The sequence below is a fragment of the Pseudomonas sp. SWRI111 genome (assembly GCF_014268555.1).
GTDB lineage: Bacteria > Pseudomonadota > Gammaproteobacteria > Pseudomonadales > Pseudomonadaceae > Aquipseudomonas > Aquipseudomonas hamedanensis.
This window is the reverse complement of the sequence record NZ_JABWQQ010000002.1, coordinates 403306-426689: the sequence shown is the minus strand read 5'-3', so window position 1 is coordinate 426689 and position 23384 is coordinate 403306. Positions and strand designations below refer to the sequence as shown.

The window sequence follows — 23384 nt, the reverse complement described above, 5'->3', positions numbered from 1 at the left end:
AAAGCCGCTAAATAGACGCCTCATTTGCGACCTTGGTAGCGGGACAGGCGCCCGGCAAATTCACTAGACTGCGCATCCTGCTACTCGCTGCCCGAGAAATCATCAATGTACCGTGACCGTATTCGCCTGCCTTCGTTGTTGGACAAAGTGATGAGCGCCGCCGACGCCGCTGCTCTGATTGAGGACGGCATGACCGTCGGCATGAGCGGCTTCACCCGCGCCGGCGAAGCCAAAGCCGTCCCGCACGCACTGGCCGAGCGCGCCAAGGTCACGCCGCTGAAAATCAGCCTGATGACAGGCGCCAGCCTGGGCAACGACCTCGACAAGCAATTGACCGAGGCCGGCGTACTGTCACGGCGCATGCCGTTTCAAGTCGACAGCACCCTGCGCAAGGCGATCAACGCCGGCGAGGTGATGTTCATCGATCAGCACCTGTCGGAGACTGTCGAGCAACTGCGCAATCAGCAGCTGAAGCTGCCGGACATCGCCGTCATCGAAGCCGTCGCCATCACTGAACAGGGCCACATCGTGCCGACCACTTCGGTAGGCAACTCGGCCAGCTTCGCGATCTTCGCCAAACAGGTGATTGTCGAAATCAACCTGGCGCATAACGCCAACCTCGAAGGCCTGCACGACATTTATATCCCGACGTACCGCCCGACGCGGACGCCGATCCCGCTGGTAAAAGTAGACGACCGTATCGGCAGCACGGCGATACCGATCCCGCCGGAAAAAATCGTTGCCATTGTCATCACCCAGCAGGCGGACTCGCCGTCCACGGTGTCGACACCGGACGTTGATACCAACGCCATCGCTGAACATCTGATCACCTTTTTCAAGCAGGAAGTCGACGCCGGGCGAATGACCAACAAGTTGGGCCCTCTGCAGGCCGGGATCGGCAATATTGCCAACGCGGTGATGTGCGGCTTGATCGACTCGCCGTTCGAAGACCTGACCATGTACTCCGAAGTACTGCAGGACTCGACCTTCGACCTGATCGATGCTGGCAAGCTGAGCTTTGCCTCGGGCAGCTCGATCACCCTGTCGGAACGACGCAACAGCGACGTGTTCGGCAATCTGGAGAAGTACAAGGACAAGCTGGTGTTGCGTCCGCAAGAGATCTCCAACCACCCGGAAGTGGTGCGCCGCCTGGGCATCATCGGCATCAACACCGCGCTGGAATTCGACATCTACGGCAACGTCAACTCCACCCATGTCTGCGGCACGCGGATGATGAACGGCATCGGCGGCTCCGGCGATTTCGCGCGCAACGCGCATCTGGCGGTGTTTGTGACCAAATCGATTGCCAAGGGCGGCGCAATTTCCAGCGTGGTGCCGATGGTCAGCCACGTTGACCACACCGAACATGACGTCGACATTCTGGTGACCGAGGTCGGTCTGGCCGACCTGCGCGGCCTGGCACCGCGCGAACGTGCCCGTGTGATTATCGACAACTGTGTGCATCCGGATTTCCGCCAGGCGCTGAATGACTACTTCACCGCAGCCTGTGCCATTGGTGGGCACACGCCACACATCCTGCGTGAAGCCTTGAGCTGGCATATCAATCTGGAAGAAACCGGACGCATGCTCGCGGTGTAATCGCACAGATAAACCATCGGCGTACACGCACTGTGTGCCGATGGACTTTCGCACACGTCCTTTCCTGCAAAAACTGTACTGCTGTACCGGTCTATTCCCACGATAGTAGACTGCGATCTGGACTGAATCGGGCATAAACGCACTGAATCGGTGCGGACAGGTACAGTTTGCTCGATTTTGACCCGTACACCGCCTATAAACAGTTAACTGGTCACTCACAATACAGCTGAACTGTATCTACAGAGACTAGGCAAACAGGAGGATCATGGGCACCAGTCAAACCACTACCTGATCCCGCCACAAGCGGAAGGATGTCAACCATGGAACGTACACTCAGTTCCGAACTGTTCTTCGAAGACAAAGCTGCAAAAACCCAGGCTTCCCTGCCTCTGCGCGTTCTCGCCAACCTGATGTTGTGGCAGCGCCGCATCTCCAGCCGCCATCAACTGGCTCGTCTGGATTCGCGTCTGCTGGCTGACGCCGGTATCAGCGAAGCACAACGCTACGAAGAGCTGAGCAAGCCGTTCTGGCGCTAAGTAGCGTCGCTGGCTCTGGTCGCCAAGACCCACCGCCAGCAACCTGAATTGAATAAAACAGAACCCGTCGTGGGAAACCACGACGGGTTCTGTCGTTTTGGACTGCGGTGCCTCTAGCGTGCCGATTTGCGGCCGACCGTTACAGTTTTATCAATACAAACAATCACCATAACAGTTATGAAAAAGGCGCTTGCAAGGGTTGCCATCACTGGGCGAACCGCGCCCGCCAGCCTAATATCCACACAGTACGTGGCGAACGTTAAGCAACTGGCGTCTGACTCCTCAGATACCGAGCCACCTCTCACTACGGTTTATCCAAAGGAGTTACACCATGACCCGTCTTCGTCTGCTCAGTGCCGCTGCCCTGCTGGCTATGGCTACCAATGCCAGCGCTACCAGCTTCATCGTGACCACCGACTCCCTCGTCGGCGCTCTGAAAGCGTCTTCCGACGCCACGTCGGATGTGACGTCCTCCTTTCGTGACGACAAGATCGTCCTGGCCGCTCGTGACGACGCCGCCAGCTTCGTCGCCAGCGAAGGCGAGATCCGTGGCGTGAAGCTGGAAAGCGCGCTGGACCACATTCGCCACCAGGCGCCACAGCTGCAGGCCACCGACGCCCAGTTGGCTCAGGCTATCCTGACGATCTAAGCGACGGAACTGATCGGGACACTTCGCTCGTGTCCCGATGTTTCAACGCTGGCTCTGGCCCGGGCATTGCGCTAGCCTTTGAGCTCGCCAACCATTACCGAGTCTCATGCGTTTTCTTTCGAATCTGCTGTTCCCTTCTGCTGTATTGATTGTCTGCTGGACAACGCCTGCCAGCGCCTTCGATGCCTTCAATGCGTCGACCCAAGGCACCGTTGTCAGCGGTTACGCCACCAGCATGGTGTCTTCTGCACCGTTCGACCGTAAACTGCTGCTCGCCGCTCACGATGACGCGGCGGTATTCGTTGCCAGTGACGGTGAATGGCGAGGTGCCCGGCTGGAGTCCGCGCTGCATTATCTGCGCAAGACCCGGCCAAAACTTCATGCCAGCGACCTTGAACTGGCCGAGGCAATTCTCGTCCAATAGTTATCCTTGTCCTTCCGGAGTCGTTCCATGCGTAGCCCGCTGATTGCTGCCGCCCTTGGCCTGTTTTTGTTGGCCGACGTGGCCCAGGCGCAAACCCTGGTAGCCACCAGTAACATCATCGTTCGTGCCTCCCAGCGCACCATCGATTTCACCTCCGACACCACCACGTCCATCCGCGATTCGAAAATCATCCGCGAAGCCCATGACGACGCCGCCAGTTTCGTCGCCAGCAACGGCGACATCCGCGGTGCTCACCTCGAAGCCGCGCTCAATACCCTGCGTACCCGCGTGCCGGAAGCGCGCGACGCCAGTGACCAGGTACTCGCCGAAGCTATCCTCGCACTGTGAGGTCCATGGGTGCCTGGCTGCTGGCCGGGGCGTTGTTGCTGCTTGGTAACAGCGCCCACGCCGGCCTGCAATTGCGGCTCAAGACCGAGGGTCTGAGTCCGGCTCAACAACAGGCCAGCCAGGCGCTGATCGATGAGGCTCTGCAGAAGCTGCCGCCGAGCTTCATCGAGCGGCTGGACCGGCGCATTGATGTCGGCTGGACCGACGACATGCCCGCCAATGCTTACGGGCAGGCGACGCTGGTTGCCGAGCTCGACCTGAACCGCAAGTTGCTGCCCGGACTCACCGACGGCAGCGCGGCCAAAGAGAAAACCAATCGCCCCCACGGCACTGTTCGTCAGGAACTGCTCGCCACGGTGCTGCACGAGATCACTCATATTTACGACCGCGCGCGCTTATGGCCGGGCGCCGAACGCACGCTGATCCAACGCTGCACCCGGCGTTTCGATAGCGCAGGACTGATCGGCATTCCCGATGAGTGTCGCGGACAGAATGGCCGTCGCTTCACCCTCAGTGACGACCCGCGCCTGCTCGACCTTGCCGGCTGGCAGCAATATGTCGGTCGTCGCGGCGAGCGTGAACAACACAACCGGCAGATCGCCCGCAGCCCCGATCTGTACGAAATTTCCAGCCCCAAGGAATTCGTCGCGGTCAACATGGAGTACTTCCTCCTCGACCCGAGCTACGCCTGCCGCCGCCCGGCGCTGTATCGCTACTACAAGGACCACTTCGGCTGGGCGCCATCGGCCAAGGACACCTGCAGCAAGAGCTTCGCCTTTTTGAATGCGGGCAATGACTTCGCCAGGCAGCCCTTGGGGCGCGTCGATCCGGAACGCGTCTATGCCGTCGATTACCTGCTGGCCGAGGCGAATCAGAACTGGGTCAGCCGCTGGGGCCACAGCATGTTGCGCCTGGTCATCTGCGCGCCGGGCCGCCCGCGTGGCCCGGATTGCCGCCTCGACCTCGATCAGCATCTGGTGTTGTCGTACCGCGCCTTCGTTGGCGACGTGCAGCTGTCGAGCTGGGACGGACTGGTTGGCAAATACCCCTCGCGCCTGTTCGTATTGCCGTTGGCACAAGTGATCGACGAATACACCAAGACCGAGCTGCGCAGCCTCGCCTCCGTGCCGCTGAACCTGTCTCGCGAGGAAATCGAAGGCGTGGTCGAACATGCCGCCGAGATGCACTGGAGCTACGACGGCAATTATTTTTTCCTCTCTAACAACTGCGCGGTGGAAGGCTTGAAACTGTTGCGCAGCGGTAGCAACAACAGCCAACTCGTTGGGCTCGACAGCATCATGCCCAATGGCTTGCTCGAAGTGCTCAAGGGCCGAGGATTGGCCGACACCAGCGTGCTCGACGATCCGAAAGAAGCGCTGCGTCTGGGTTATCGCTTCGACTCGTTCCGTGATCGCTATCAGGCGATGTTCGATGTGCTGAAGAAGCAACTGCCGATCAAGGAGACCACCGTCGAGGACTGGCTTTCGCTGACAGCAGAGGAACGCCGGGAATGGTTCGAACGAGCCGACCTGCGTACCAGTGCGGCGCTGCTGCTATTGGAGCAGGCCAGTTTCCGTCGGCAGTTGCTGCTCGCGCAGGACGAGGTCAAACAGCGCTACCTCGGCGCGCGCGAACTGGAGAATGGTGGCATGGATAAAGCCAACGCTACCTTGCAGCAGATCCTCGCCAACAGCGGTTTCCTAAGCCGTCCGGCGGAGCTGCTCGACTCAAAAGGTTATGGATTACCGCAGCCAAGCGAGTTTGACAGGCTGGAAGCAGAAAGCAGTCAGCGGCAGAAGAAGCTGCTGGCCCTGTCCGGCGATCTCGATACCGAAGTGCGCAAGCTGCTCGAACCCAAGCGTGCCGCCGAGATTGCCGCCAGCGAGGCCAACGTGAAGCAGATTGGCGAGCATCTGCGCAAATTGCACAAGGCCTCGGGCGGACTGCAATTGCCCTGAAAAACAAAGGCTTCAGAACACGGTTCTGAAGCCTTTTTGTTTATTCTTTGTGCGCTTAGCCGCGAGCCTTGCGCACGCCTTGTGACAGCGCGGAGCACAGGCTCAATACACCGTCGATCGCCTGCTCAGGCGTATCGGCGCTGGCGATATGGTCGATCAAGGCCGAGCCCACCACCACACCGTCCGCCAGACGCGCGATCGCCGCGGCTTGCTCCGGCGTGCGGATACCAAAACCAATGCTGATCGGCAGATCGGTGTGCCGACGCAGACGCGCAACCGCCTCTTCGACATGCTCCAGCGTCGCCGCACCCGCCCCGGTCACGCCCGCAACCGACACGTAGTAGACGAAACCGGAACTGCCGTTGAGCACGCGCGGTAAACGCGCGTCGTCGGTGGTCGGCGTGGTCAGGCGAATGAAGTCCAGGCCGGCCGCCTGCGCCGGGTCGCACAGTTCTTCGTTGTGCTCCGGCGGCATGTCGACCACGATCAGGCCATCGACACCGGCATCCTTGGCTTCGGCGATAAAGCGCTCGACGCCGAATTTGTGGATCGGGTTGAAATAGCCCATCAGCACCAGCGGCGTGTCGCTGTTACCTTCACGAAACTCGCGAACCATTTGCAGGGTTTTCGCCAGGTTCTGCTTGGCGCCCAGCGCACGAATGTTGGCCAACTGGATGGCCGGGCCGTCGGCCATCGGATCGGTAAACGGCATGCCCAGTTCAATCACGTCGGCACCTGCCGCCGGCAAGCCTTTGAGGATCGCCAGCGAGGTGTCGTAGTCAGGATCGCCAGCGGTCACGAAGGTCACCAGTGCGGCGCGGTTCTGTTGCTTGAGGTCGGCAAAGCGGGTTTGCAGGCGGCTCATCAGTGTTTCTCCTGCTGCGATTGTTCCATATGGTGCATGACGGTCTGCATGTCTTTGTCGCCACGCCCGGACAGGTTGACCACCATCAGGTGATCCTTCGGCAGCTTCGGTGCGCGTTTAAATACTTCAGCCAGGGCGTGGGCACTTTCCAGCGCAGGGATAATCCCTTCCAGGCGGCAGCATTTGTGGAACGCTGCGAGCGCTTCGTCATCGGTCACCGAGGTGTACTGGACGCGGCCGATGTCGTGCAACCAGGCGTGTTCAGGACCGATGCCCGGATAGTCGAGGCCGGCGGAAATCGAATGAGCGTCGATAATCTGACCATCGTCGTCCTGCAGCAGGAAAGTCCGATTGCCGTGCAGCACGCCCGGAACACCGCCATTGAGGCTGGCCGCGTGCTTGCCGGTTTCGATGCCGTAACCGGCTGCTTCGACGCCGATGATTTCAACGCTCTTGTCATCCAGGAACGGGTGGAACAGGCCCATGGCGTTGGAGCCACCGCCGATGCACGCTACCAGGCTGTCTGGCAGACGACCTTCCTGAGCTTGCAACTGGTCGCGGGTTTCTTTGCCGATCACGGCCTGGAAGTCGCGAACCATCGCCGGGTACGGGTGCGGGCCGGCCACGGTGCCGATCAGGTAGAAGGTGTTGTCGACGTTGGTCACCCAGTCACGCAGGGCTTCGTTCATCGCGTCTTTCAGGGTGCCAGTGCCGGCGACTACCGGAATCACTTCGGCGCCCAGCAGCTTCATGCGAAAGACGTTGGCCTGCTGACGTTCGATGTCGGTGGTGCCCATATAGATCACGCAATCGAGACCGAAACGCGCAGCGACGGTGGCCGTGGCCACGCCGTGCATGCCGGCGCCGGTCTCGGCGATGATGCGTTTCTTGCCCATGCGCCGCGCCAGCAGGATCTGGCCGATGCAGTTGTTGATCTTGTGCGCGCCGGTGTGGTTCAGCTCTTCACGCTTGAGGTAAATCTTGGCGCCACCGCAGAACTCGGTCAGGCGTTCGGCGAAATACAGTGGGCTCGGACGTCCGACGTAATCACGCTGGAAGTAGGCCAATTCTTCTTTGAAGGCCGGATCTTCCTTGGCCGCTTCGTATTCGCGGGCCAGGTCAAGGATCAACGGCATCAGGGTTTCTGCCACGTAGCGACCACCAAACGCGCCGAACAGGCCGTTGGCGTCAGGGCCGTTACGCAGATCAGAGGTGTTCGAAGTCTGGGTCATGGGTCGCTCCAGGTGAATTCGGTCAAAAGACAATGAGTCCACTCTACCCCTGACACTGCGCCCTGAAAACCGATAAGATCGCCACAACCTGTCAGAAAAACTCACACATACTATGAGCCACGACCTGCCCCCGTTGAATGCCCTGCGTGCCTTCGAGGCCACTGCCCGCCTGAACAGCGTCAGTCAGGCTGCCGAGCAGCTGCACGTTACCCATGGGGCTGTCAGCCGCCAGCTCAAAGTGCTGGAAGAACACCTCGGCGTCAGTTTGTTCGTCAAGGACGGGCGCGGCTTGAAACTCACAGATGCCGGGGTACGTTTGCGCGATGCCAGCGGCGAAGCGTTTGATCGGTTGCGCAGTGTTTGCGCCGAACTGACGCAAAGTACCGCCGATGCGCCGTTCGTGCTCGGCTGTTCCGGAAGCCTGCTGGCGCGCTGGTTTATTCCCCGCCTGGGGCGTCTGAATGCCGACCTGCCGGATTTGCGCCTGCACTTGTCGGCCGGTGAGGGTGATCTCGATCCGCGTCGGCCTGGGCTGGATGCTTTGCTGCTGTTCGCCGAACCGCCGTGGCCGGCAGACATGCAGGTCTACGAACTGGCGGCAGAGCGCATCGGCCCAGTGATGAGTCCGTTGTTCAGTGGCTATCAACGCTTGCGCACAGCGCCCGCTTCGGCATTGCTCAAAGAACCGCTGCTGCACACGACGTCGCGCCCGCAAGCCTGGCCAAGCTGGGCGCAGCAATATGCCCTCGACGCCAAGGCGTTGAAGCTTGGGCAAGGATTCGAGCATTTGTATTACTTGCTGGAGGCTGCGGTGGCAGGCCTGGGCGTGGCCATCGCGCCGGAACCGCTGGTGACTGAAGATTTGAAGGCCGGGCGCCTCGTTGCACCGTGGGGCTTTTGCGAAACCCCGGCGCAACTGGCGTTGTGGCTACCCAAGCGCGCCGCAGACGGGCGCGCCCGGCAACTGGCGCAATGGCTCAAGAACGAGCTGCGCCAGACGGATCACTCGCCGCGCTTGAACAGCAAATAAGCCGCCAGCAGACCGATTGCACCGACCGCCACGCCGGCGGTGGTCCACGGATGCTCCTGCGCGTAGTCGCGGGTCGCAATGCCGGTCTCGCGGGTTTTCACTTTGACTTCTTCATAAGCGTCGCTGAGCAGGTGACGCGAGTGCTTCAGCGCACTTTCAGCATTGCTTTTCAGCGCCTTGAGGGTCTTGCGCGACTCGTCCGAAGCATCGTCTTTCAAGCTTTCCAACGATTTGAGCAGACTCTCGATCTCGGCTTCCATGCTTTGCAACGAGGCTTTACGTAAAGAGGTGTTGGCCATGGTGGCTCTCCTGCATTGGTGATGAGTGGCGTGTGTTGGTTGGGACTTCGCCGCTTCGAGAAAGTGCAGAAAATCTGAACTTCGGCAGCGCAACGCCGCCGAAATCAACAGAACGATTCACTGCTAGTCTCAATTCCACACGCCAAGGAGATCGCCATGAGTGACCATCACACCTACAAGAAAGTCGAGCTGGTCGGTTCGTCGACCACCAGCATCGAAGACGCCATCAACAACGCGCTGGCCGAAGCCAATAAAACCCTGCGCAACCTGGAATGGTTTGAAGTGACCGAGACCCGTGGTCATATCGAAAACGGCCAGGTGGCACATTTCCAGGTGACGTTGAAAGTCGGTTTCAAGATTGCCGCCAGCTGAGTTTGGTCCGGTCTTCTGAACTTGCGCGCTGGCGGAGTGCCATAGGGAATGGCAAAGCGCTATAGGTGAGCGTATCGGGCGAGGTCTCGATGCGCGCCTTTTTCAATCCGACCAGGAGTGCAACCGATGAAGAAGATCATGTTGGCAGTAGGTTTGTTGAGCCTTGCCGGTGGTGCGTTTGCAGCCGGCAAGCCTTGTGAAGAGCTGAAAGCCGAGATCGCGGCGAAGCTCGACGCCAAAGGTGTTTCCGGCTATTCGCTGGAGGTCGTCGACAAGGGCGCGGCGGCTGACGCCAAAGTGGTCGGGACCTGCGAAGGTGGCAGCAAGGAAATCGTCTACAAGCGCGGTTGATTGCGCCTGAAATACAAAAGCCGACGCGGATGCGTCGGCTTTTTTATGCACGGCACATTTCAAATGTGGGAGCGGGCTTGCTCGCGAAGGCGGTGTGTCAGTCGACATCCTGAGTGTTTGGCACTCCGCTTTCGCGAGCAAGCCCGCTCCCACAAGGTAACGTTTTGGCCGTGGATATCGGCTGTACTCAGCCCTTCATGACCTGCGCCAGCAGCTCGTAGGAATGCAGGCGGTCGGCATGCTCATACAGATCACAGGTAAAAATCAGCTCATCCGCCTGTGTCTGCTCAATCAGCACCTCCAGCTTGGCGCGGATCTTCTGCGGGCCGCCGACCATTGCCAGGCCGAGGAAATCACCGACGGCTTCCCGTTCGTGGGGCAACCACAGGCCGTCCATGGTTTTCACCGGTGGGCGCTGCACCAGGCTTTGCCCGCGCATCAGCGCAAGGATGCGCTGGTACACCGATGTCGCCAGATAATCGGCCTGTTCGTCGGTATCCGCTGCTACCAACGGCACACCAAGCATCACGTAGGGCTTGTCGAGTACCGCCGACGGCTTGAAGTGGTTGCGATAGACGCGGATCGCCTCGTGCATGAAGCGTGGCGCAAAATGCGAGGCGAAGGCGTAAGGCAAACCGCGCTCGCCGGCCAGTTGCGCGCTGAACAGGCTGGAACCGAGCAGCCAGACCGGCACGTTGGTGCCGGTGCCGGGCATTGCGATCACGCGCTGATCCGGGGTGCGCGGGCCAAGATAACGCACCAGTTCGGCGACATCTTCAGGAAAATCGTCAGCGCTGCCGGAACGTTCGCGGCGCAAGGCGCGGGCGGTCATCTGGTCAGAGCCGGGCGCACGGCCCAGGCCCAGATCAATCCGTCCCGGGTACAGGCTTTCAAGGGTGCCGAACTGCTCGGCAATCACCAGCGGCGCATGGTTGGGCAGCATGACGCCGCCGGAGCCGACCCGAATCGACGAGGTGCCGCCTGCCAGATAACCCAGCAGTACAGATGTCGCCGAACTGGCGATGCCGTCCATGTTGTGGTGCTCAGCAACCCAGAACCGTGTGTAGCCGAGTTTCTCGGCATGCTGGGCCAGATCCAGCGAATTGCGCAGCGACTGCGCGGGGCTGCCGTTCTCGCGCACCGGCACCAGATCGAGGGTGGAAAATTTTACGTCGGACAGTTGTTTCATGAACCTGCGTCTCCAAGTGGGGAGGCAGGTTTTTCTTGCGAACGAAAACCTGCCGAATCCATAAGCGTGTTTTATGGAATGAGGGCATATACCCGAGATTCAATAGCAGCGAAGAAATTTCCTACTAAAAAAGTCAACGATTCAGCCAGGCTGAACTTTGTTCCGCCGTCTATCCTCAGAAGCCTTGCATGCAAGAACCACGACGGCGCGGCGTTGCGCGCCACATTTAGGAGGCAGACATGGCTATCGTGAAAAAGGCATCCGCGCATTGGGAAGGCGACCTGAAAACCGGTCTCGGCTCGATTTCCACCGAAACCGGCGTCCTCAGAGAAGCCCCCTACGGCTTCAAGGCACGCTTTGAAGGCGGCAAGGGCACCAACCCCGAAGAACTGATCGGCGCGGCCCACGCCGGCTGCTTCTCCATGGCGTTTTCGATGATTCTTGGCGACGCCGGCCTGAAGGCGGACAGCATCGACACCAACGCTGAAGTGACCCTCGATCAGGTCGATGGCGGCTTCGCGATCACCGCAGTGAAGCTGATTCTCAAGGCGAAGATCCCGGGCGCGACTCAGCAGCAGTTTGAGGAGTTGAGCAACAAGGCCAAGGAAGGGTGCCCGGTTTCCAAGGTATTGAATGCGAAGATTACGCTGGAGGCTTCGCTGGTCAGCTGATTTGGCGTTGGCAGGTCTGAAGTCTTCGCGAGCAGGCTCGCTCCCGCAGGGGATTTGTGCACGACGCAGATTCAATGTGGGAGCGAGCCTGCTCGCGAAGGCGGTCTCAAAATCCAACTCAGCAGCTGGCGATTGATACAAGGTGTGAGCAAAGTCAGAACCCGCTCTGTAAAAATATGCTCGAATATCGACAGCAGCTTCAGCGCACGCCCGTGCGCGCTGCCTCAAGGAGCTTCACTGATGAAACGTATTGGCTTGGCGATTCTCTGCAGTGCACTGGCCATGTCCGCTATCGCAGCCCCCAAGGACTGCGAAGAGCTCAGAAAAGAAATCGAAATCAAGATTCAGGCGAAAGCCATTCCGTCGTATACCTTGGAAATCATCACCGCTGAGGAAGCGAAACAGCACGACGAGGCCATGATCGTCGGTTCGTGTGAAAACGGCACAAAGCGAATCATCTACCAGAAAAACGGCAACTGAACCGCTAGATGATGCAGCTGAATTCCCGGTCTTCAGCAACGATCTCGCGCTTGGCATTGTACAAGCGTGCGCTTGGGGTGAACGCCAACGAGCGCCCTTCCAGCAGATAACGCTGACCGGCCTCGAAGTGGTCGTAACGGATCGTCAGGTAACACAGACGCTCTACCGGGCCGGTCATCAGACTGCCACCGCCGCCAAACACTTCGAAGTCGAAACGCACCCGCAACTCATGGCTACCGGGCGTTACCTGAAAAAAACGGCCGTCGCGCAATCGCTGGTTGTCGAGACGTTCGGCCATCAACAGCTTGCCGCCGGGGCTTGGCGTCGAGAATTCGACCCAGGCCATTTGCGGGTCGACGGCCGGTAACGGCGCCTGACAACCGGCGACAAGACTGGCGATGAGCAACAGCGGCAACCTACGCATGACGGATATCCACAGTTCTGAATCACCAGCATAGCGCCGATCAGCTGCTCTGGCAGCCCGCCGGCGTGCCCTGACCGACGACTTTGCGCTGTTCATCATAGAGCTTGGCCCATGGCCGGAAGCCGATGCTGCCAGCCTGCAGTTGATAACGCTGGCCGGCGTTGAACTCCTTGAATTTCACGCTCAACTGACAATCGCGCCACAACGTTTCGGCATCGGGGCCTATGTTGGTCGCCTCCACCGGGAATTGATAACGCACCTTCAACTCATGACTGCCGGGCTGCACTTCGAAATAACGTTTGTCGATGGCCTGTCTGGCATCGACTTGCAGCGCTTGCAGCGCCGTGTCCGGTTGCCGGGCATCGAGATCGATCCAGGCTTGCGAAGGGTCCGGATCGGGCATGCCAAAATTGGCGCAACCGGCCAGCATCAGCAGGCTTCCTGTCAGCATTAACATGCGCATAGCGGTGCTCCTTAAGGCGGGATAGTCTTGCGGGCAGACTCTCCGGGGGATTTCTTATTGTGATCAGGCCGTTTTCAAGCCTTGGGTTACTTGATCGCGTTTTTGCGTTTTTGTTTCCGGGTGTGTTGTTTTTGTTGCTCAACGGTTGCGCCAGCGTCAGCTATTACGGCCAGTTGGCCAGTGGACAACTGCAATTGCTGCGCGCACGCGAACCTGTGGAAAAGGTCATCGCCGACCCAAGCCGTGACGCAACTCTGCGCGCCCACCTGGCCCAGTCGCAAAAGGCGCGCGCCTTCGCCAGCGAACACCTGCACTTGCCCGACAATCAGAGCTATCGCCTGTATGCCGACATTGGCCGCCCGTTCGTGGTGTGGAACGTGTTCGCCACAGCAGAGTTTTCCCTGACCCCGCAAAACCACTGCTTCCCGATTGCCGGCTGCGTTGCCTATCGCGGCTATTACAGCCAGAGCGCCGCGCGGGGCGAAGCGGCAATCCAGCGCCTGCAAGGCATGGACGTGGCGATTGGCGGCGTCGAGGCCTACTCGACGCTGGGCTGGTTCAACGACCCGATTCTCAATTCGATGGTGGGCTGGGGCGATGAGCGTCTCGCCACGCTGATCTTTCATGAGCTGGCGCATCAACGGGTTTATGTGCAGGACGACACCGAGTTCAACGAGTCCTTTGCCACGTTTGTCGAGCAGGAAGGCACGCGGCAATGGCGCGCCTTTCGCGGGCTGCCAGCAGAGTCGGAGGCCAGGCTCAAGCAGCGTGACCAGTTCATCGGGCTGATACTCGACACGCGTTCACGGCTGGAGAAGCTGTACGCGCAGCCATTGGCGGCCGAGCAGATGCGCGAGCGCAAAGCCGCGGAATTCGAACGCTTGCGCCGCGATTATCGGGCCATGAGGGACAGCCAATGGGCCGGGGACAAGCGCTATGACGCCTGGGTCAATGCACCGCTGAATAACGCACGGTTGTTGCCGTTCGGGCTGTACGACCAGTGGGTGCCGGCGTTTGCCGCGTTGTTCAGGCAAGCTGGAGGGGATTGGTTGAGGTTTTATGCCGGGGTTGAGCGGTTGGGAGGATTGCCGGTTGATGCGCGCAAGGCGGCTTTGAAAGCTCTGGCACCCTCCTGATTGTGCGGAGGCAGATCGTGCCTCTTCGCGAGCAGGCTCGCTCCCACATCAGATAGAGGCGCCCCTGTGGGAGCGAGCCTGCTCGCGAAAGCTGTTTCATCAGCGCTGCAAAAACGCCTGATGCAACTCGTCCAGCGTCTGGAAGTGATAAGCCGGCGCCTCGGCCGTCAACTCCTCGAAACTACCAAACCCATAGCCCACCGCCACCGCCGCCAGGCCATTGCTGCGCGCCCCGATCAGGTCGTGTTTACGATCGCCAATCATCAGGGTCTGCGTCGGATCCAGCCCTTCTTCGGCGAGCAAGTGTGCAATCAGCTCGACCTTGTCGGTCCGCGTGCCATCCAGTTCGCTGCCGTAAATCACTTTGAAATGCCGGGCGAAATCAAAATGCCGCGCGATCTCACGGGCAAACACCCACGGCTTGGACGTGGCAATGTACAACTGGCGTCCCTGGCCGCTAAGCGTTTCCAGTAGCGGCGTCACCCCGTCGAACACGCGGTTCTCGTAGAGACCGGTGACTCTGAAGCGCTCACGATAGAAATTCACCGCGTCCCAGGCCTTGGCCTCGTCGAAATCGTAGAACTGCATGAACGCTTGCAGCAGCGGCGGGCCGATGAAATGTTCCAGTTTGCTCAGGTCGGGTTCATCGATGCCGAGCCTGGCGAGGGCAAACTGAATGGAACGGGTGATGCCCTCACGCGGGTCAGTCAGGGTGCCATCGAGATCGAACAGTACGGTTTGATGATGCATGGAAATTCCTGGGCAGTGGCGAATCGATTCAGAGTGTGTCGTAGCCTTCGGCCAGATGCAGGTCCTTGAGCTTCACATAGTTCGCCGCGCTGTAGGTGAAGAAGGCGTTTTCCTTTTCGCTCAAGGGCCGCACCTGTTTCACCGGGCTGCCCACGTAGAGGAACCCGCTTTGCAGGCGTTTGCCCGGCGGCACCAGGCTGCCGGCGCCAATGATCACGTCGTCCTCAACCACCGCACCATCCATGACGATGCTGCCCATGCCGATCAGCACGCGGCTACCGACTGTGCAGCCGTGCAGCATGACTTTGTGGGCAATCGTCACGTCATCGCCGATCAATAAAGGGAAGCCGTCCGGGTTGAACGGGCCGGCATGGGTGATGTGCAACACACAGCCATCCTGGACGCTGGTGCGCGCGCCGATACGGATCCGGTGCATGTCGCCGCGGATCACCGTCAATGGCCAGACGGAGCTGTCTTCGCCGATTTCGACGTCGCCGATCACCACCGCGGAGCCGTCGACAAACGCGCCTTTGCTCAACTGCGGGGTGTGATTCTGGTATTTGCGAAGGGACACGATTAGTTCTCTCTCTGTCGCCGATAGCTGCGGTGAGTGTCGATTGTAATTAAGATGGGCGCATGTTTCTTCCAGCCAAGGTGCCAACCGTGAGCGTGAACAACCCTCTGCTGCAGTCCTACGACCTGCCACCGTTCTCCACGATCCGTGCCGAACATGTCCTGCCGGCCATCGAAACCATTCTGGCCGACAACCGCGCTGCGATCGCCGACATCCTCAAGACCCAGGGCCAGAACCCGACCTGGGCGGGTCTGGTGCTGGCGATGGACGAACTCAACGACCGCCTCGGTGCAGCGTGGAGTCCGGTCAGCCATCTTAACGCCGTGTGCAACAGCGCCGAACTGCGTGAAGCCTATGAGTCGTGCCTGCCGGCCCTGAGCGCTTATTCCACCGAAATGGGTCAAAATCGCGAGCTGTTCCAGGCCTATGAAGCCCTGTCCAACAGCCCGGAAGCTGCCGGCTTCGACGTGGCGCAAAAAACCATTCTGGAACACGCCCTGCGCGATTTCCGTCTGTCCGGTATCGACCTGCCGCCCGCGCAACAGAAGCGCTACGCCGAAGTGCAGAGCAAACTCTCCGAGCTGGGCAGCCGCTTCTCCAACCAATTGCTCGATGCCACCCAGGCGTGGACCAAACACGTCACTGACGAAGCCGCCCTCGCCGGCCTGACCGATTCGGCCAAGGCGCAAATGGCCGCTGCCGCTCAGGCCAAGGGCCTCGCCGGCTGGCTGATCACCCTCGAATTCCCTAGTTACTACGCCGTGATGACTTACGCGCAAGACCGTGCGCTGCGTGAGGAAGTCTACGCTGCCTATTGCACCCGCGCCTCGGATCAAGGCCCGAACGCCGGTCAGAATGACAACGGTCCGGTGATGGAAGAGATCCTCGACCTGCGCCAGGAATTGGCCGGCCTGCTGGGTTTCGCCAGCTTCGCCGAGCTGAGCCTGGCCACCAAAATGGCTGAGTCCAGCGACCAGGTACTGAGTTTCCTGCGCGATCTGGCCCAGCGCAGCAAACCGTTCGCCGAACAGGACCTGCAACAGCTGCGCGCCTATGCCGCCGAACAGGGCTGCAGCAATCTGCAAAGCTGGGACAGCGGTTTCTATGGCGAGAAGCTGCGTGAACAACGCTACAGCGTTGCCCAGGAAACCCTGCGCGCCTACTTCCCGATCGATAAGGTGCTGGGCGGTCTGTTTGCCATCGTCCAGCGTCTGTACGGCATTGAAATCGCCGAACTCAAAGGCTTCGACACCTGGCACCCGGACGTGCGCCTGTTCGAAATCAAGGAAAACGGCCAGCACGTCGGCCGCTTCTTCTTCGACCTCTACGCTCGCGCCAACAAGCGTGGCGGCGCGTGGATGGACGGTGCCCGCGACCGTCGCCGGACTGTTGACGGCGTGCTGCAAAGCCCGGTGGCCAATCTGGTCTGCAACTTCACCCCGGCTGACAGCGGCAAACCGGCGCTGTTGACCCACGATGAAGTCACCACGCTGTTCCACGAGTTCGGCCATGGCCTGCATCACTTGCTGACCCGCGTTGATCATGCCGGCGTATCGGGTATCAATGGCGTGGCCTGGGACGCGGTCGAGCTGCCGAGCCAGTTCATGGAAAACTGGTGCTGGGAGCCGGAAGGCCTGGCGCTGATTTCCGGTCACTATGAAACCGGCGAACCCTTGCCTCAGGACCTGCTGGAAAAAATGCTCGCGGCGAAAAACTTCCAGTCCGGCCTGATGATGGTGCGCCAACTGGAGTTCTCGCTGTTCGACTTCGAACTGCACGCCACCCATGGCGATGGCCGCAGCGTAGCGCAGGTGCTCGAAGGCGTGCGCGACGAGGTTTCGGTGATGCGTCCGCCAGCCTACAACCGCTTCCCCAACAGCTTTGCGCACATCTTCGCCGGCGGTTACGCCGCCGGTTACTACAGCTACAAGTGGGCAGAAGTACTGTCCGCCGATGCCTTCTCGAAATTCGAAGAAGACGGCGTACTCAACGCGGATACCGGTCGCGCCTTCCGCGAAGCGATTCTGGCCCGCGGCGGCTCGCAGGCACCGATGGTGCTGTTCGTCGACTTCCGTGGCCGTGAGCCGTCGATCGACGCGCTGTTGCGTCACAGCGGCCTGAGTGAGGACGCGGCAGCATGAGCGAGGGGCCTGTAATTACCAAGAAACGCTTTATCGCCGGGGCGGTCTGCCCGGCGTGCAGCGAGCCGGACAAGTTGATGATGTGGAACGAGGATGGCGTGCCGCACCGCGAGTGCGTGGCCTGCGGTTATTCCGACACGCTCAACGAACAAGGTCTGTCGGTGCCCAAAGAGCTGGGCACGCGGGTCAACACCAGCGCCTCGAAGCCTGCGCCGGACAAAAAGGTTCAGGCGGTGCAGTTCTTTCCGAACCCGAAACTGAAGAAAAAGCCCGACGAGCCTCAGTGAGTCGGCACCGCCCCCCTGCCGATTGTCGGATGGGGGGTGGTAACTATCTACCACCTCGCCCCTGCGCTTCCTGATTAGGCTGGTCAATCCAGCCATACTTCATGGAAGACGCCATGCCTGACACCAATCCGCTGCTACAACACTGGACGCTGCCACCCTGGTCGGCGGTGCGCGCCGAGCACCTGGTGCCCGCGATCGAAACGATCGTTGCCGACAACCAACGGATCATCAAACACGTCATCGCCACTCAGGTGGAGCATCCCAACTGGGACGATGTGGTCATCGCCATCGATGAAGCCGACGCGCGCCTGCACGAAACCCAGGCGGTCATCGAATTCCTGACGGTGATCCGTTCCGACGATCCCGACTGGTTACAGCAGAGCGCCCTGAGCAGCGTTGTCGCAGAACAATTCATCGCCGCGAAAAGCACTAATCCGGCATTGCTCCAGACCTGCCAACGGCTGGCAGACAGTTCGATTGCGGCCAGCTTCAGCGCGTCACGCAAAGCCTCGCTGGCGAAGATTCTGCGTGAATTCCAAATGGCGGGAACCGGACTGCCGGACGCTCAGCGGGAAAAACTCGCGCAATTGAACACCGAGATCGACCTCATGCAGAAGCTGTTCATGAGCAATCTCAACGCTGCCAGTGGCGCCTGGAGCAAGCACATTGTCGACGTCTCCCTCCTGGCAGGGCTGACGCCCGTCATGCAGGCGCATCTGGCGGCCAATGCAAAACAGGCAGGACTTCCCGGCTGGCGACTGACACTGGAGCAGAACACCTATCAGCAGATCATGACTCAGGCGCAGAATCGCGCGCTGCGCGAGGAATGCTACAAGGCAAATTGCACACGTGCTTCGGATCAGGGGCCTGATGCCGAACACCTCGACAACGAGCCAGTGTTGATGGTGTTGCTGGCCTTGCGTCACGAAAAAGCCCGAACACTGGGCTTCGACAATTTCGCGCAGTTGCGCCTGCTTGATCGTCTGGCCACTGACACCTCTCAGGTCAGCGCTTTTCTGCGCAGACAAATAGCGCTCAATGCCGCCTCTCTGGCGGTTGAAACCGAGGAACTGCTGGCTTTCGCTCGCGAGCAGGGCATCGAGCAGGTCGAAGCCTGGGATCAGGATTTTCTGGCTGAGCAGTTTCGTCGTCAACGCGTGGACGGCGCGCTGGATGATTTGCGCGAGTATTTTGCGCTGAACACCACGTTGCGCAGCCTTTGCCGATTCAGCGAGCATCTGCTCGGGATCAAAATCAGCGAAGACACCCAAAGCGAGCGCTTCGACGACAACGTCCGCCTGTTCGAAGTCAGCGAACATGGCCAACCGATTGGCTACGTCTATGTCGACCTGTTCCGCCGCGCAGCCGGCAATGACTATGCCTGGACGGGCGTGTTGCGCAACCGGCGAATCAATGCCGAAGGCCGGCCAGCGCTGCCGATTGCCTCGCTTCAGAGCAATTTTACCGCCGCAGCCGCCGGCCATGAAAACCTGCTGTCGCACCATGACCTGCGCGTATTGCTGCACGAGTTCGGGCATTGCCTGCACCACGTCCTTACCCGTTCGCCGCATTACAACCTCTCGGGTATTTCGCAACTGAGCCGCGACGCTGCCGAATTCATCGGGCAGTTGTTTGAACAATGGGCGCACTCGGCAGAGTTTCTGCGCTGGCTGGCCATTCATCACAAAACCGCCGAGCGCCTGTCCGAAACCCGGATAGCCACCGCGTTGACCGCCCTTGACGCACAACGCAGCCGGGAAACCGCCATGTTATTGATGAGTGCGCTATACGATTTCGAGCTGCACCGCAGTCAGGGCGACGGACGCAGCATTGCGCAAGTATTCGACGACGTACAACGCGAATTCTCCCAGTTGGCGATACCGGATTACTGTCGGTTTGCCAACAGCTTCGATTATCTGGCAACCGGGTACGAAGCCTCGGTGTACGCCTATAAATGGTCAGGGGTGATGGCCAGCGAAGCCTTCAAACGCTTCGAGCGCGAGGGGGTGTTCAACCCGCAAACGGGCCGGGATCTGCGCGAGACGCTGCTCTCGGGCGATACGCAGTCACTGCCCGCCGCGCTGGAAACCTTCCTTGGCCAACCCATCAGCCACGCACTGTTTGCCGGGCTGCCGAACTGATCAGCGCTGGACATGAGCCGAGTCGAACCAGCTCTTCATTGAGCAGATGGCGAACGCACTGGTGCTGCATTCGCCATTGACCCAGGCTTCACGCAACCGGTCGACATCAACCTGCATCACGTAGCGCACACTGTCGCGAAAGTGCTGGCTGTCGCCAAAGCCGCCCTCGGTCATCTCCTTGAGCGCCTGCTCTTTGGTCCAGCCCTGCACCACCAAGCGGTACATCGCCGCCATCAGACCGGTGCGATCAGAACCGTGCTTGCAATGCATCAGCACCGGGCCGTCGGCTTCGGCGGATTGAATCGCGCGCAATACCTTGAGCACATCGCTGTCATCGACATGATTGGTGCGATACGGCAACTGCACCTGCTTGATGCCAGGATCCGACAGCCAGACGCTGTCCGCTTCGGGCAGGAAATTGATCACCGTGACGACGTGCAGATTTTTCAGTAGCGCCACCGCGCCAGCGCTGGGCAAGGCGCTGCGATACAGGGTCGGTGACAGGCGGAACAGGTTGAACTGCGCCTCGACTGGCTGCGCCCACTCGGCCGGGCGAGACTGCATCGCGTCGGCAGCCCGGGCGGCGATGCCATGCAACAGGGCAATCAGGGAAAAACACAACACAGGGAAAAAGCGCACTTGGGACATGCTGGGCTGACCGTTTCGGCAATGTTCGTTGAAGGAATCGCAGCTTCGGTGTTTGGCGGTCAAGGCGTCGTGAGCGGGCCGTCAAAGAATCGTGAACCGTTGCGTTCGCGGGCTTTTTTCCGCGCAAGCGGTTTTTCTTGATGCTTAGCCTGCTACCATTTGTCACATGATGTTGCAGACGTGTCGCCTTTTCCCGGGCCAGACTTCCGTCATCGCAACGCGAAATCCTTCGAGCTGCTCGCAGAAGCGGCTGACTTTTTTGCCTGATGAGGTGCCCTTCCATGTCTGATCAAGATCAAGACAACCCGCGGCGTGAGTTTTTACGCAAATCCCTGACCCTGATCCCGGTGGTCACCCTGGCCAGCACCGGCCTGGGCAGCAGCGTGCTGCAAGCCGCTCCGCAAAGCGCGCCAGCGGCTGCCGCGCCACAACCTGCCTCCGCCGATGCGCAGGTTTACCAGCCGAACTACTTCACCGCCGAAGAATGGGCGTTCATCAACGCCGCCGTCGCGCAACTGATCCCCAACGATGCCCAAGGCCCGGGTGCGCTCGAAGCCGGCGTGCCGGAATACATCGATCGTCAGATGAACACGCCGTATGCCGCTGGCGCCCTCTGGTATATGCAAGGCCCGTTCAACGCCGACGCCGCGCCGGAAATGGGCTGGCAGAGCAAATTGGTCCCCAAGGACATCTATCGCCTGGGTATCGCCGCCACGGACCAGTGGGCAAAAGCCCTCAACGGTAAAACATTTGCCGAGCAAGACAGCGCTACCCGAGACGAATTGCTCAAGCAACTCGAAGCCGGCAAACCACAGTTTGACGCCGTTCCGGCGAAGATTTTCTTCAATCTGCTGCTGCAAAACACCAAGGAAGGCTTCTTCTGCGACCCGATCCACGGTGGCAATAAAGGCATGGTCGGCTGGACCTTGATCGGTTTCCCCGGCGCTCGCGCCGATTTCATGGATTGGGTGGAACGCAACGAGCCATACCCCTTCCCGGCAGTGTCGATTCGCGGCGAGAGGGCGTAAGCATGGCAACGGTAATGAAGAAGGTTGATGCCGTCATCGTCGGTTTCGGCTGGACCGGCGCGATCATGGCCAAGGAATTGACCGAAGCGGGTCTCAATGTGCTGGCGCTGGAGCGCGGGCCGATGCAGGACACCTACCCCGACGGTAACTATCCGCAGGTGATCGACGAACTCACCTACAGCGTGAGGAAAAAACTCTTTCAGGACATCTCGAAAGAGACCGTCACCATCCGCCACAGCGTCAACGACATTGCCCTGCCGAACCGCCAGTTGGGCGCGTTCCTGCCGGGCAACGGCGTCGGCGGTGCCGGATTGCACTGGTCGGGCGTGCACTTTCGCGTCGATCCGATCGAGTTGCGCATGCGCAGCCATTACGAAGAACGCTACGGCAAAAGCTTTATCCCCAAGGACATGACCATCCAGGACTTCGGCGTCAGCTATGAAGAGCTGGAGCCGTTCTTCGACTTCGCCGAAAAAGTCTTCGGCACCTCCGGCCAGGCCTGGACCGTGAAAGGCCAATTGGTCGGTCAGGGCAAGGGCGGCAATCCTTATGCGGCGGATCGTTCCAACCCGTTCCCGCTTGAAGCACAGAAGAACACGGTATCGGCACAGCTGTTCGGCAAAGCGGCTACAGAAGTCGGTTACAAACCTTACAACCTGCCTTCGGCCAATACTTCCGGGCCGTACACCAATCCCTACGGCGCGCAGATGGGTCCGTGCAACTTCTGCGGTTTCTGCAGCGGCTACGTCTGCTACATGTATTCGAAGGCCTCGCCGAACGTGAATATTCTGCCGGCGCTCAAGCCCCTGCCGAATTTCGAACTGCGGCCCAACTCCCATGTGCTGCGGGTCAACCTCGACAGCAGCAAAACCAAAGCGACCGGCGTGACTTACATCGACGGTCAGGGCCGCGAAATCGAGCAGCCGGCGGATCTGGTCATCCTCGGCGCGTTCCAGTTGCACAACGTGCGCCTGATGCTGCTCTCCGGCATTGGCAAACCGTACGACCCGATCAGCGGCGAAGGCGTGGTCGGGCGCAACTTCGCCTACCAGAACATGGCGACCATCAAGGCGTTCTTCGACAAGGACACCCACACCAACAACTTCATCGGCGCCGGCGGTAACGGCGTGGCGGTGGACGACTTCAACGCGGACAACTTCGACCACGGCCCGCACGGCTTCGTCGGCGGCTCACCGATGTGGGTCAACCAGGCCGGCAGCCGACCGATCGCCGGTACGTCGAACCCGCCAGGCACTCCGGCCTGGGGTAGCGCGTGGAAACGTGCGACTGCCGATTACTACACCCATCAGGTGTCGATGGACGCCCACGGCGCGCATCAGTCTTACCGTGGCAACTACCTCGATCTCGATCCGGTGTACCGCGATGCCTACGGCCTTCCGTTGCTGCGGATGACGTTTGACTGGCAGGAAAACGACATCAAGATGAACCGCTTCATGGTCGAAAAAATGGGCAAGATCGCTGAGGCCATGGGCCCGAAAGCCATTGCGGTGATTGGCAAGAAAGTCGGCGATCATTTCAACACCGCGTCGTACCAGACCACCCACCTCAACGGTGGCGCGATCATGGGCACCGATCCGAAGACCAGCGCGCTGAACCGCTATCTGCAGAGCTGGGACGTGCACAACGTGTTCGTTCCGGGGGCATCGGCGTTCCCGCAGGGGCTGGGTTACAACCCGACCGGTCTGGTCGCGGCATTGACCTATTGGTCGGCGAAAGCCATCCGCGAGCAGTACCTGAAAAACCCCGGCCCGCTGGTTCAGGCTTAAGG

At 60.1% G+C, this 23384-nt stretch carries 26 protein-coding genes; 17 read left to right on the top strand and 9 right to left on the bottom strand.

All coding sequences use genetic code 11. The features are described 5' to 3' along the window. Positions 1-105: 105 nt before the first annotated feature. The 6 genes from HU755_RS05505 (at position 106) to HU755_RS05480 (ending at position 5514) form a co-directional block, all read left to right on the top strand. The gene (locus HU755_RS05505; RefSeq protein ID WP_186618925.1) at positions 106-1599 is read left to right on the top strand and encodes an acetyl-CoA hydrolase/transferase family protein; all 1494 of its coding nucleotides are present in this window, start codon (positions 106-108) and stop codon (positions 1597-1599) included. Positions 1600-1919: 320 nt separating this feature from the next. Continuing rightward, the gene (locus HU755_RS05500; protein WP_007924247.1) at positions 1920-2135 is read left to right on the top strand and encodes a DUF1127 domain-containing protein; all 216 of its coding nucleotides are present in this window, start codon (positions 1920-1922) and stop codon (positions 2133-2135) included. A gap of 331 nt (positions 2136-2466) precedes the next feature. Then, the gene (locus tag HU755_RS05495) at positions 2467-2784 is read left to right on the top strand and encodes a DUF2388 domain-containing protein (protein ID WP_186618924.1); all 318 of its coding nucleotides are present in this window, start codon (positions 2467-2469) and stop codon (positions 2782-2784) included. Between the two features lie 106 nt (positions 2785-2890). Next, entirely contained in the window at positions 2891-3208 is a 318-nt protein-coding gene (locus HU755_RS05490; protein WP_186618923.1) for a DUF2388 domain-containing protein, read from the top strand. Positions 3209-3235: 27 nt separating this feature from the next. Next, positions 3236-3556 carry a DUF2388 domain-containing protein gene (locus HU755_RS05485; RefSeq protein WP_186546325.1) on the top strand — a complete coding sequence of 107 codons (321 nt, stop codon included), beginning with the start codon at positions 3236-3238 and terminating at the stop codon, positions 3554-3556. Then, positions 3553-5514 (top strand): DUF4105 domain-containing protein, encoded by a 1962-nt coding sequence (locus tag HU755_RS05480; protein ID WP_186630853.1) that lies wholly within the window; start codon positions 3553-3555, stop codon positions 5512-5514. The genes HU755_RS05485 and HU755_RS05480 overlap by 4 nt, the downstream gene beginning before the upstream one ends. Before the next feature lie 55 nt (positions 5515-5569). On the opposite strand, the gene trpA is transcribed toward HU755_RS05480, so the two are convergent. Together trpA and trpB are read right to left on the bottom strand one after the other, a co-directional pair. Then, the gene (gene trpA / locus HU755_RS05475; protein ID WP_186630852.1) at positions 5570-6379 is read right to left on the bottom strand and encodes a tryptophan synthase subunit alpha; all 810 of its coding nucleotides are present in this window, start codon (positions 6377-6379) and stop codon (positions 5570-5572) included. Continuing rightward, on the bottom strand, positions 6379-7611 hold the full coding sequence (gene trpB, locus HU755_RS05470) for a tryptophan synthase subunit beta (RefSeq protein ID WP_186630851.1): 1233 nt from the start codon (positions 7609-7611) through the stop codon (positions 6379-6381). Before trpB ends, trpA begins: the two co-directional genes overlap by 1 nt. Before the next feature lie 112 nt (positions 7612-7723). On the opposite strand from trpB, the gene HU755_RS05465 reads away from it, so the two are divergent. Beyond that, entirely contained in the window at positions 7724-8641 is a 918-nt protein-coding gene (locus HU755_RS05465) for a LysR family transcriptional regulator (protein WP_186630850.1), read from the top strand. Here the strand turns inward: HU755_RS05465 and HU755_RS05460 are convergent. After that, entirely contained in the window at positions 8614-8940 is a 327-nt protein-coding gene (locus HU755_RS05460; protein ID WP_007911686.1) for a YqjD family protein, read from the bottom strand. The genes HU755_RS05465 and HU755_RS05460 overlap by 28 nt on opposite strands. A 156-nt stretch (positions 8941-9096) precedes the next feature. Between HU755_RS05460 and HU755_RS05455 the strand changes: the two genes are divergently transcribed. Together HU755_RS05455 and HU755_RS05450 are read left to right on the top strand one after the other, a co-directional pair. After that, positions 9097-9312: a dodecin gene (locus tag HU755_RS05455; RefSeq protein ID WP_016772305.1), complete on the top strand. Its 216-nt coding sequence runs from the start codon at positions 9097-9099 to the stop codon at positions 9310-9312. A gap of 126 nt (positions 9313-9438) precedes the next feature. Next, a complete protein-coding gene (locus HU755_RS05450) occupies positions 9439-9663 on the top strand; it encodes a DUF1161 domain-containing protein (RefSeq protein ID WP_186546320.1) in 225 nt (74 codons plus the stop codon). Positions 9664-9850: 187 nt separating this feature from the next. Here HU755_RS05450 and HU755_RS05445 read toward each other — a convergent pair whose 3' ends face one another. Further along, the gene (locus HU755_RS05445; protein WP_186630849.1) at positions 9851-10852 is read right to left on the bottom strand and encodes an LLM class flavin-dependent oxidoreductase; all 1002 of its coding nucleotides are present in this window, start codon (positions 10850-10852) and stop codon (positions 9851-9853) included. A gap of 239 nt (positions 10853-11091) precedes the next feature. Here HU755_RS05445 and HU755_RS05440 point away from each other — a divergent pair, with 239 nt between their 5' ends. After that, entirely contained in the window at positions 11092-11523 is a 432-nt protein-coding gene (locus tag HU755_RS05440) for an OsmC family protein (protein WP_016772308.1), read from the top strand. Positions 11524-11763: 240 nt separating this feature from the next. Continuing rightward, on the top strand, positions 11764-12003 hold the full coding sequence (locus HU755_RS05435; protein WP_186618915.1) for a DUF1161 domain-containing protein: 240 nt from the start codon (positions 11764-11766) through the stop codon (positions 12001-12003). Positions 12004-12007: 4 nt separating this feature from the next. Here the strand turns inward: HU755_RS05435 and HU755_RS05430 are convergent, their stop codons facing one another. Both HU755_RS05430 and HU755_RS05425 read right to left on the bottom strand, forming a co-directional pair. Beyond that, positions 12008-12427, bottom strand: coding sequence for a hypothetical protein (locus HU755_RS05430; protein ID WP_186630848.1), 420 nt, complete (start codon positions 12425-12427; stop codon positions 12008-12010). Positions 12428-12467: 40 nt separating this feature from the next. Next, positions 12468-12890 (bottom strand): hypothetical protein, encoded by a 423-nt coding sequence (locus HU755_RS05425; RefSeq protein WP_186546315.1) that lies wholly within the window; start codon positions 12888-12890, stop codon positions 12468-12470. A gap of 59 nt (positions 12891-12949) precedes the next feature. Here HU755_RS05425 and HU755_RS05420 point away from each other — a divergent pair, with 59 nt between their 5' ends. After that, positions 12950-14026, top strand: coding sequence for an aminopeptidase (locus HU755_RS05420; RefSeq protein ID WP_186630847.1), 1077 nt, complete (start codon positions 12950-12952; stop codon positions 14024-14026). 99 nt (positions 14027-14125) lie between these two features. Here the strand turns inward: HU755_RS05420 and HU755_RS05415 are convergent, their stop codons facing one another. Then, positions 14126-14776 (bottom strand): HAD family hydrolase, encoded by a 651-nt coding sequence (locus HU755_RS05415; protein ID WP_186630846.1) that lies wholly within the window; start codon positions 14774-14776, stop codon positions 14126-14128. Between the two features lie 28 nt (positions 14777-14804). Then, positions 14805-15350, bottom strand: coding sequence for a gamma carbonic anhydrase family protein (locus tag HU755_RS05410; RefSeq protein WP_186618911.1), 546 nt, complete (start codon positions 15348-15350; stop codon positions 14805-14807). An 89-nt stretch (positions 15351-15439) separates the two neighbouring features. On the opposite strand from HU755_RS05410, the gene prlC reads away from it, so the two are divergent. The 3 genes from prlC (at position 15440) to HU755_RS05395 (ending at position 19919) form a co-directional block, all read left to right on the top strand. Next, on the top strand, positions 15440-17491 hold the full coding sequence (gene prlC, locus HU755_RS05405) for an oligopeptidase A (RefSeq protein WP_346655425.1): 2052 nt from the start codon (positions 15440-15442) through the stop codon (positions 17489-17491). Beyond that, on the top strand, positions 17488-17778 hold the full coding sequence (locus tag HU755_RS05400; protein WP_186630844.1) for a YheV family putative zinc ribbon protein: 291 nt from the start codon (positions 17488-17490) through the stop codon (positions 17776-17778). The genes prlC and HU755_RS05400 overlap by 4 nt, the downstream gene beginning before the upstream one ends. A 113-nt stretch (positions 17779-17891) precedes the next feature. Next, a complete protein-coding gene (locus tag HU755_RS05395; RefSeq protein WP_186630843.1) occupies positions 17892-19919 on the top strand; it encodes a M3 family metallopeptidase in 2028 nt (675 codons plus the stop codon). On the opposite strand, the gene HU755_RS05390 is transcribed toward HU755_RS05395, so the two are convergent. Then, positions 19920-20567, bottom strand: coding sequence for a tyrosine-protein phosphatase (locus HU755_RS05390; protein ID WP_186630842.1), 648 nt, complete (start codon positions 20565-20567; stop codon positions 19920-19922). A 281-nt stretch (positions 20568-20848) separates the two neighbouring features. Here HU755_RS05390 and HU755_RS05385 point away from each other — a divergent pair, with 281 nt between their 5' ends. Both HU755_RS05385 and HU755_RS05380 read left to right on the top strand, forming a co-directional pair. After that, positions 20849-21595: a gluconate 2-dehydrogenase subunit 3 family protein gene (locus HU755_RS05385; protein ID WP_186630841.1), complete on the top strand. Its 747-nt coding sequence runs from the start codon at positions 20849-20851 to the stop codon at positions 21593-21595. A 2-nt stretch (positions 21596-21597) separates the two neighbouring features. Next, positions 21598-23382, top strand: a complete 1785-nt coding sequence (locus tag HU755_RS05380) for a GMC family oxidoreductase (RefSeq protein WP_186546306.1) — start codon at positions 21598-21600, stop codon at positions 23380-23382. Positions 23383-23384: the final 2 nt, after the last annotated feature.

What these genes read in the sequence shown, in the direction of transcription:
- HU755_RS05440 (WP_016772308.1), top strand. Translation starts at nt 11,092, where the DNA reads ATGGCTATCGTGAAAAAGGCATCCGCGCATTGGGAAGGCGACCTGAAA.
- HU755_RS05505 (WP_186618925.1), top strand. Translation starts at nt 106, where the DNA reads ATGTACCGTGACCGTATTCGCCTGCCTTCGTTGTTGGACAAAGTGATG.
- HU755_RS05445 (WP_186630849.1), bottom strand. Translation starts at nt 10,852, where the DNA reads ATGAAACAACTGTCCGACGTAAAATTTTCCACCCTCGATCTGGTGCCG.
- HU755_RS05425 (WP_186546315.1), bottom strand. Translation starts at nt 12,890, where the DNA reads ATGCGCATGTTAATGCTGACAGGAAGCCTGCTGATGCTGGCCGGTTGC.
- HU755_RS05415 (WP_186630846.1), bottom strand. Translation starts at nt 14,776, where the DNA reads ATGCATCATCAAACCGTACTGTTCGATCTCGATGGCACCCTGACTGAC.
- HU755_RS05380 (WP_186546306.1), top strand. Translation starts at nt 21,598, where the DNA reads ATGGCAACGGTAATGAAGAAGGTTGATGCCGTCATCGTCGGTTTCGGC.
- HU755_RS05430 (WP_186630848.1), bottom strand. Translation starts at nt 12,427, where the DNA reads ATGCGTAGGTTGCCGCTGTTGCTCATCGCCAGTCTTGTCGCCGGTTGT.
- HU755_RS05435 (WP_186618915.1), top strand. Translation starts at nt 11,764, where the DNA reads ATGAAACGTATTGGCTTGGCGATTCTCTGCAGTGCACTGGCCATGTCC.
- HU755_RS05490 (WP_186618923.1), top strand. Translation starts at nt 2,891, where the DNA reads ATGCGTTTTCTTTCGAATCTGCTGTTCCCTTCTGCTGTATTGATTGTC.
- trpA (WP_186630852.1), bottom strand. Translation starts at nt 6,379, where the DNA reads ATGAGCCGCCTGCAAACCCGCTTTGCCGACCTCAAGCAACAGAACCGC.
- HU755_RS05450 (WP_186546320.1), top strand. Translation starts at nt 9,439, where the DNA reads ATGAAGAAGATCATGTTGGCAGTAGGTTTGTTGAGCCTTGCCGGTGGT.
- HU755_RS05460 (WP_007911686.1), bottom strand. Translation starts at nt 8,940, where the DNA reads ATGGCCAACACCTCTTTACGTAAAGCCTCGTTGCAAAGCATGGAAGCC.
- trpB (WP_186630851.1), bottom strand. Translation starts at nt 7,611, where the DNA reads ATGACCCAGACTTCGAACACCTCTGATCTGCGTAACGGCCCTGACGCC.
- HU755_RS05390 (WP_186630842.1), bottom strand. Translation starts at nt 20,567, where the DNA reads ATGTCCCAAGTGCGCTTTTTCCCTGTGTTGTGTTTTTCCCTGATTGCC.
- HU755_RS05485 (WP_186546325.1), top strand. Translation starts at nt 3,236, where the DNA reads ATGCGTAGCCCGCTGATTGCTGCCGCCCTTGGCCTGTTTTTGTTGGCC.
- HU755_RS05465 (WP_186630850.1), top strand. Translation starts at nt 7,724, where the DNA reads ATGAGCCACGACCTGCCCCCGTTGAATGCCCTGCGTGCCTTCGAGGCC.
- HU755_RS05495 (WP_186618924.1), top strand. Translation starts at nt 2,467, where the DNA reads ATGACCCGTCTTCGTCTGCTCAGTGCCGCTGCCCTGCTGGCTATGGCT.
- HU755_RS05455 (WP_016772305.1), top strand. Translation starts at nt 9,097, where the DNA reads ATGAGTGACCATCACACCTACAAGAAAGTCGAGCTGGTCGGTTCGTCG.
- HU755_RS05385 (WP_186630841.1), top strand. Translation starts at nt 20,849, where the DNA reads ATGTCTGATCAAGATCAAGACAACCCGCGGCGTGAGTTTTTACGCAAA.
- HU755_RS05395 (WP_186630843.1), top strand. Translation starts at nt 17,892, where the DNA reads ATGCCTGACACCAATCCGCTGCTACAACACTGGACGCTGCCACCCTGG.
- HU755_RS05500 (WP_007924247.1), top strand. Translation starts at nt 1,920, where the DNA reads ATGGAACGTACACTCAGTTCCGAACTGTTCTTCGAAGACAAAGCTGCA.
- HU755_RS05400 (WP_186630844.1), top strand. Translation starts at nt 17,488, where the DNA reads ATGAGCGAGGGGCCTGTAATTACCAAGAAACGCTTTATCGCCGGGGCG.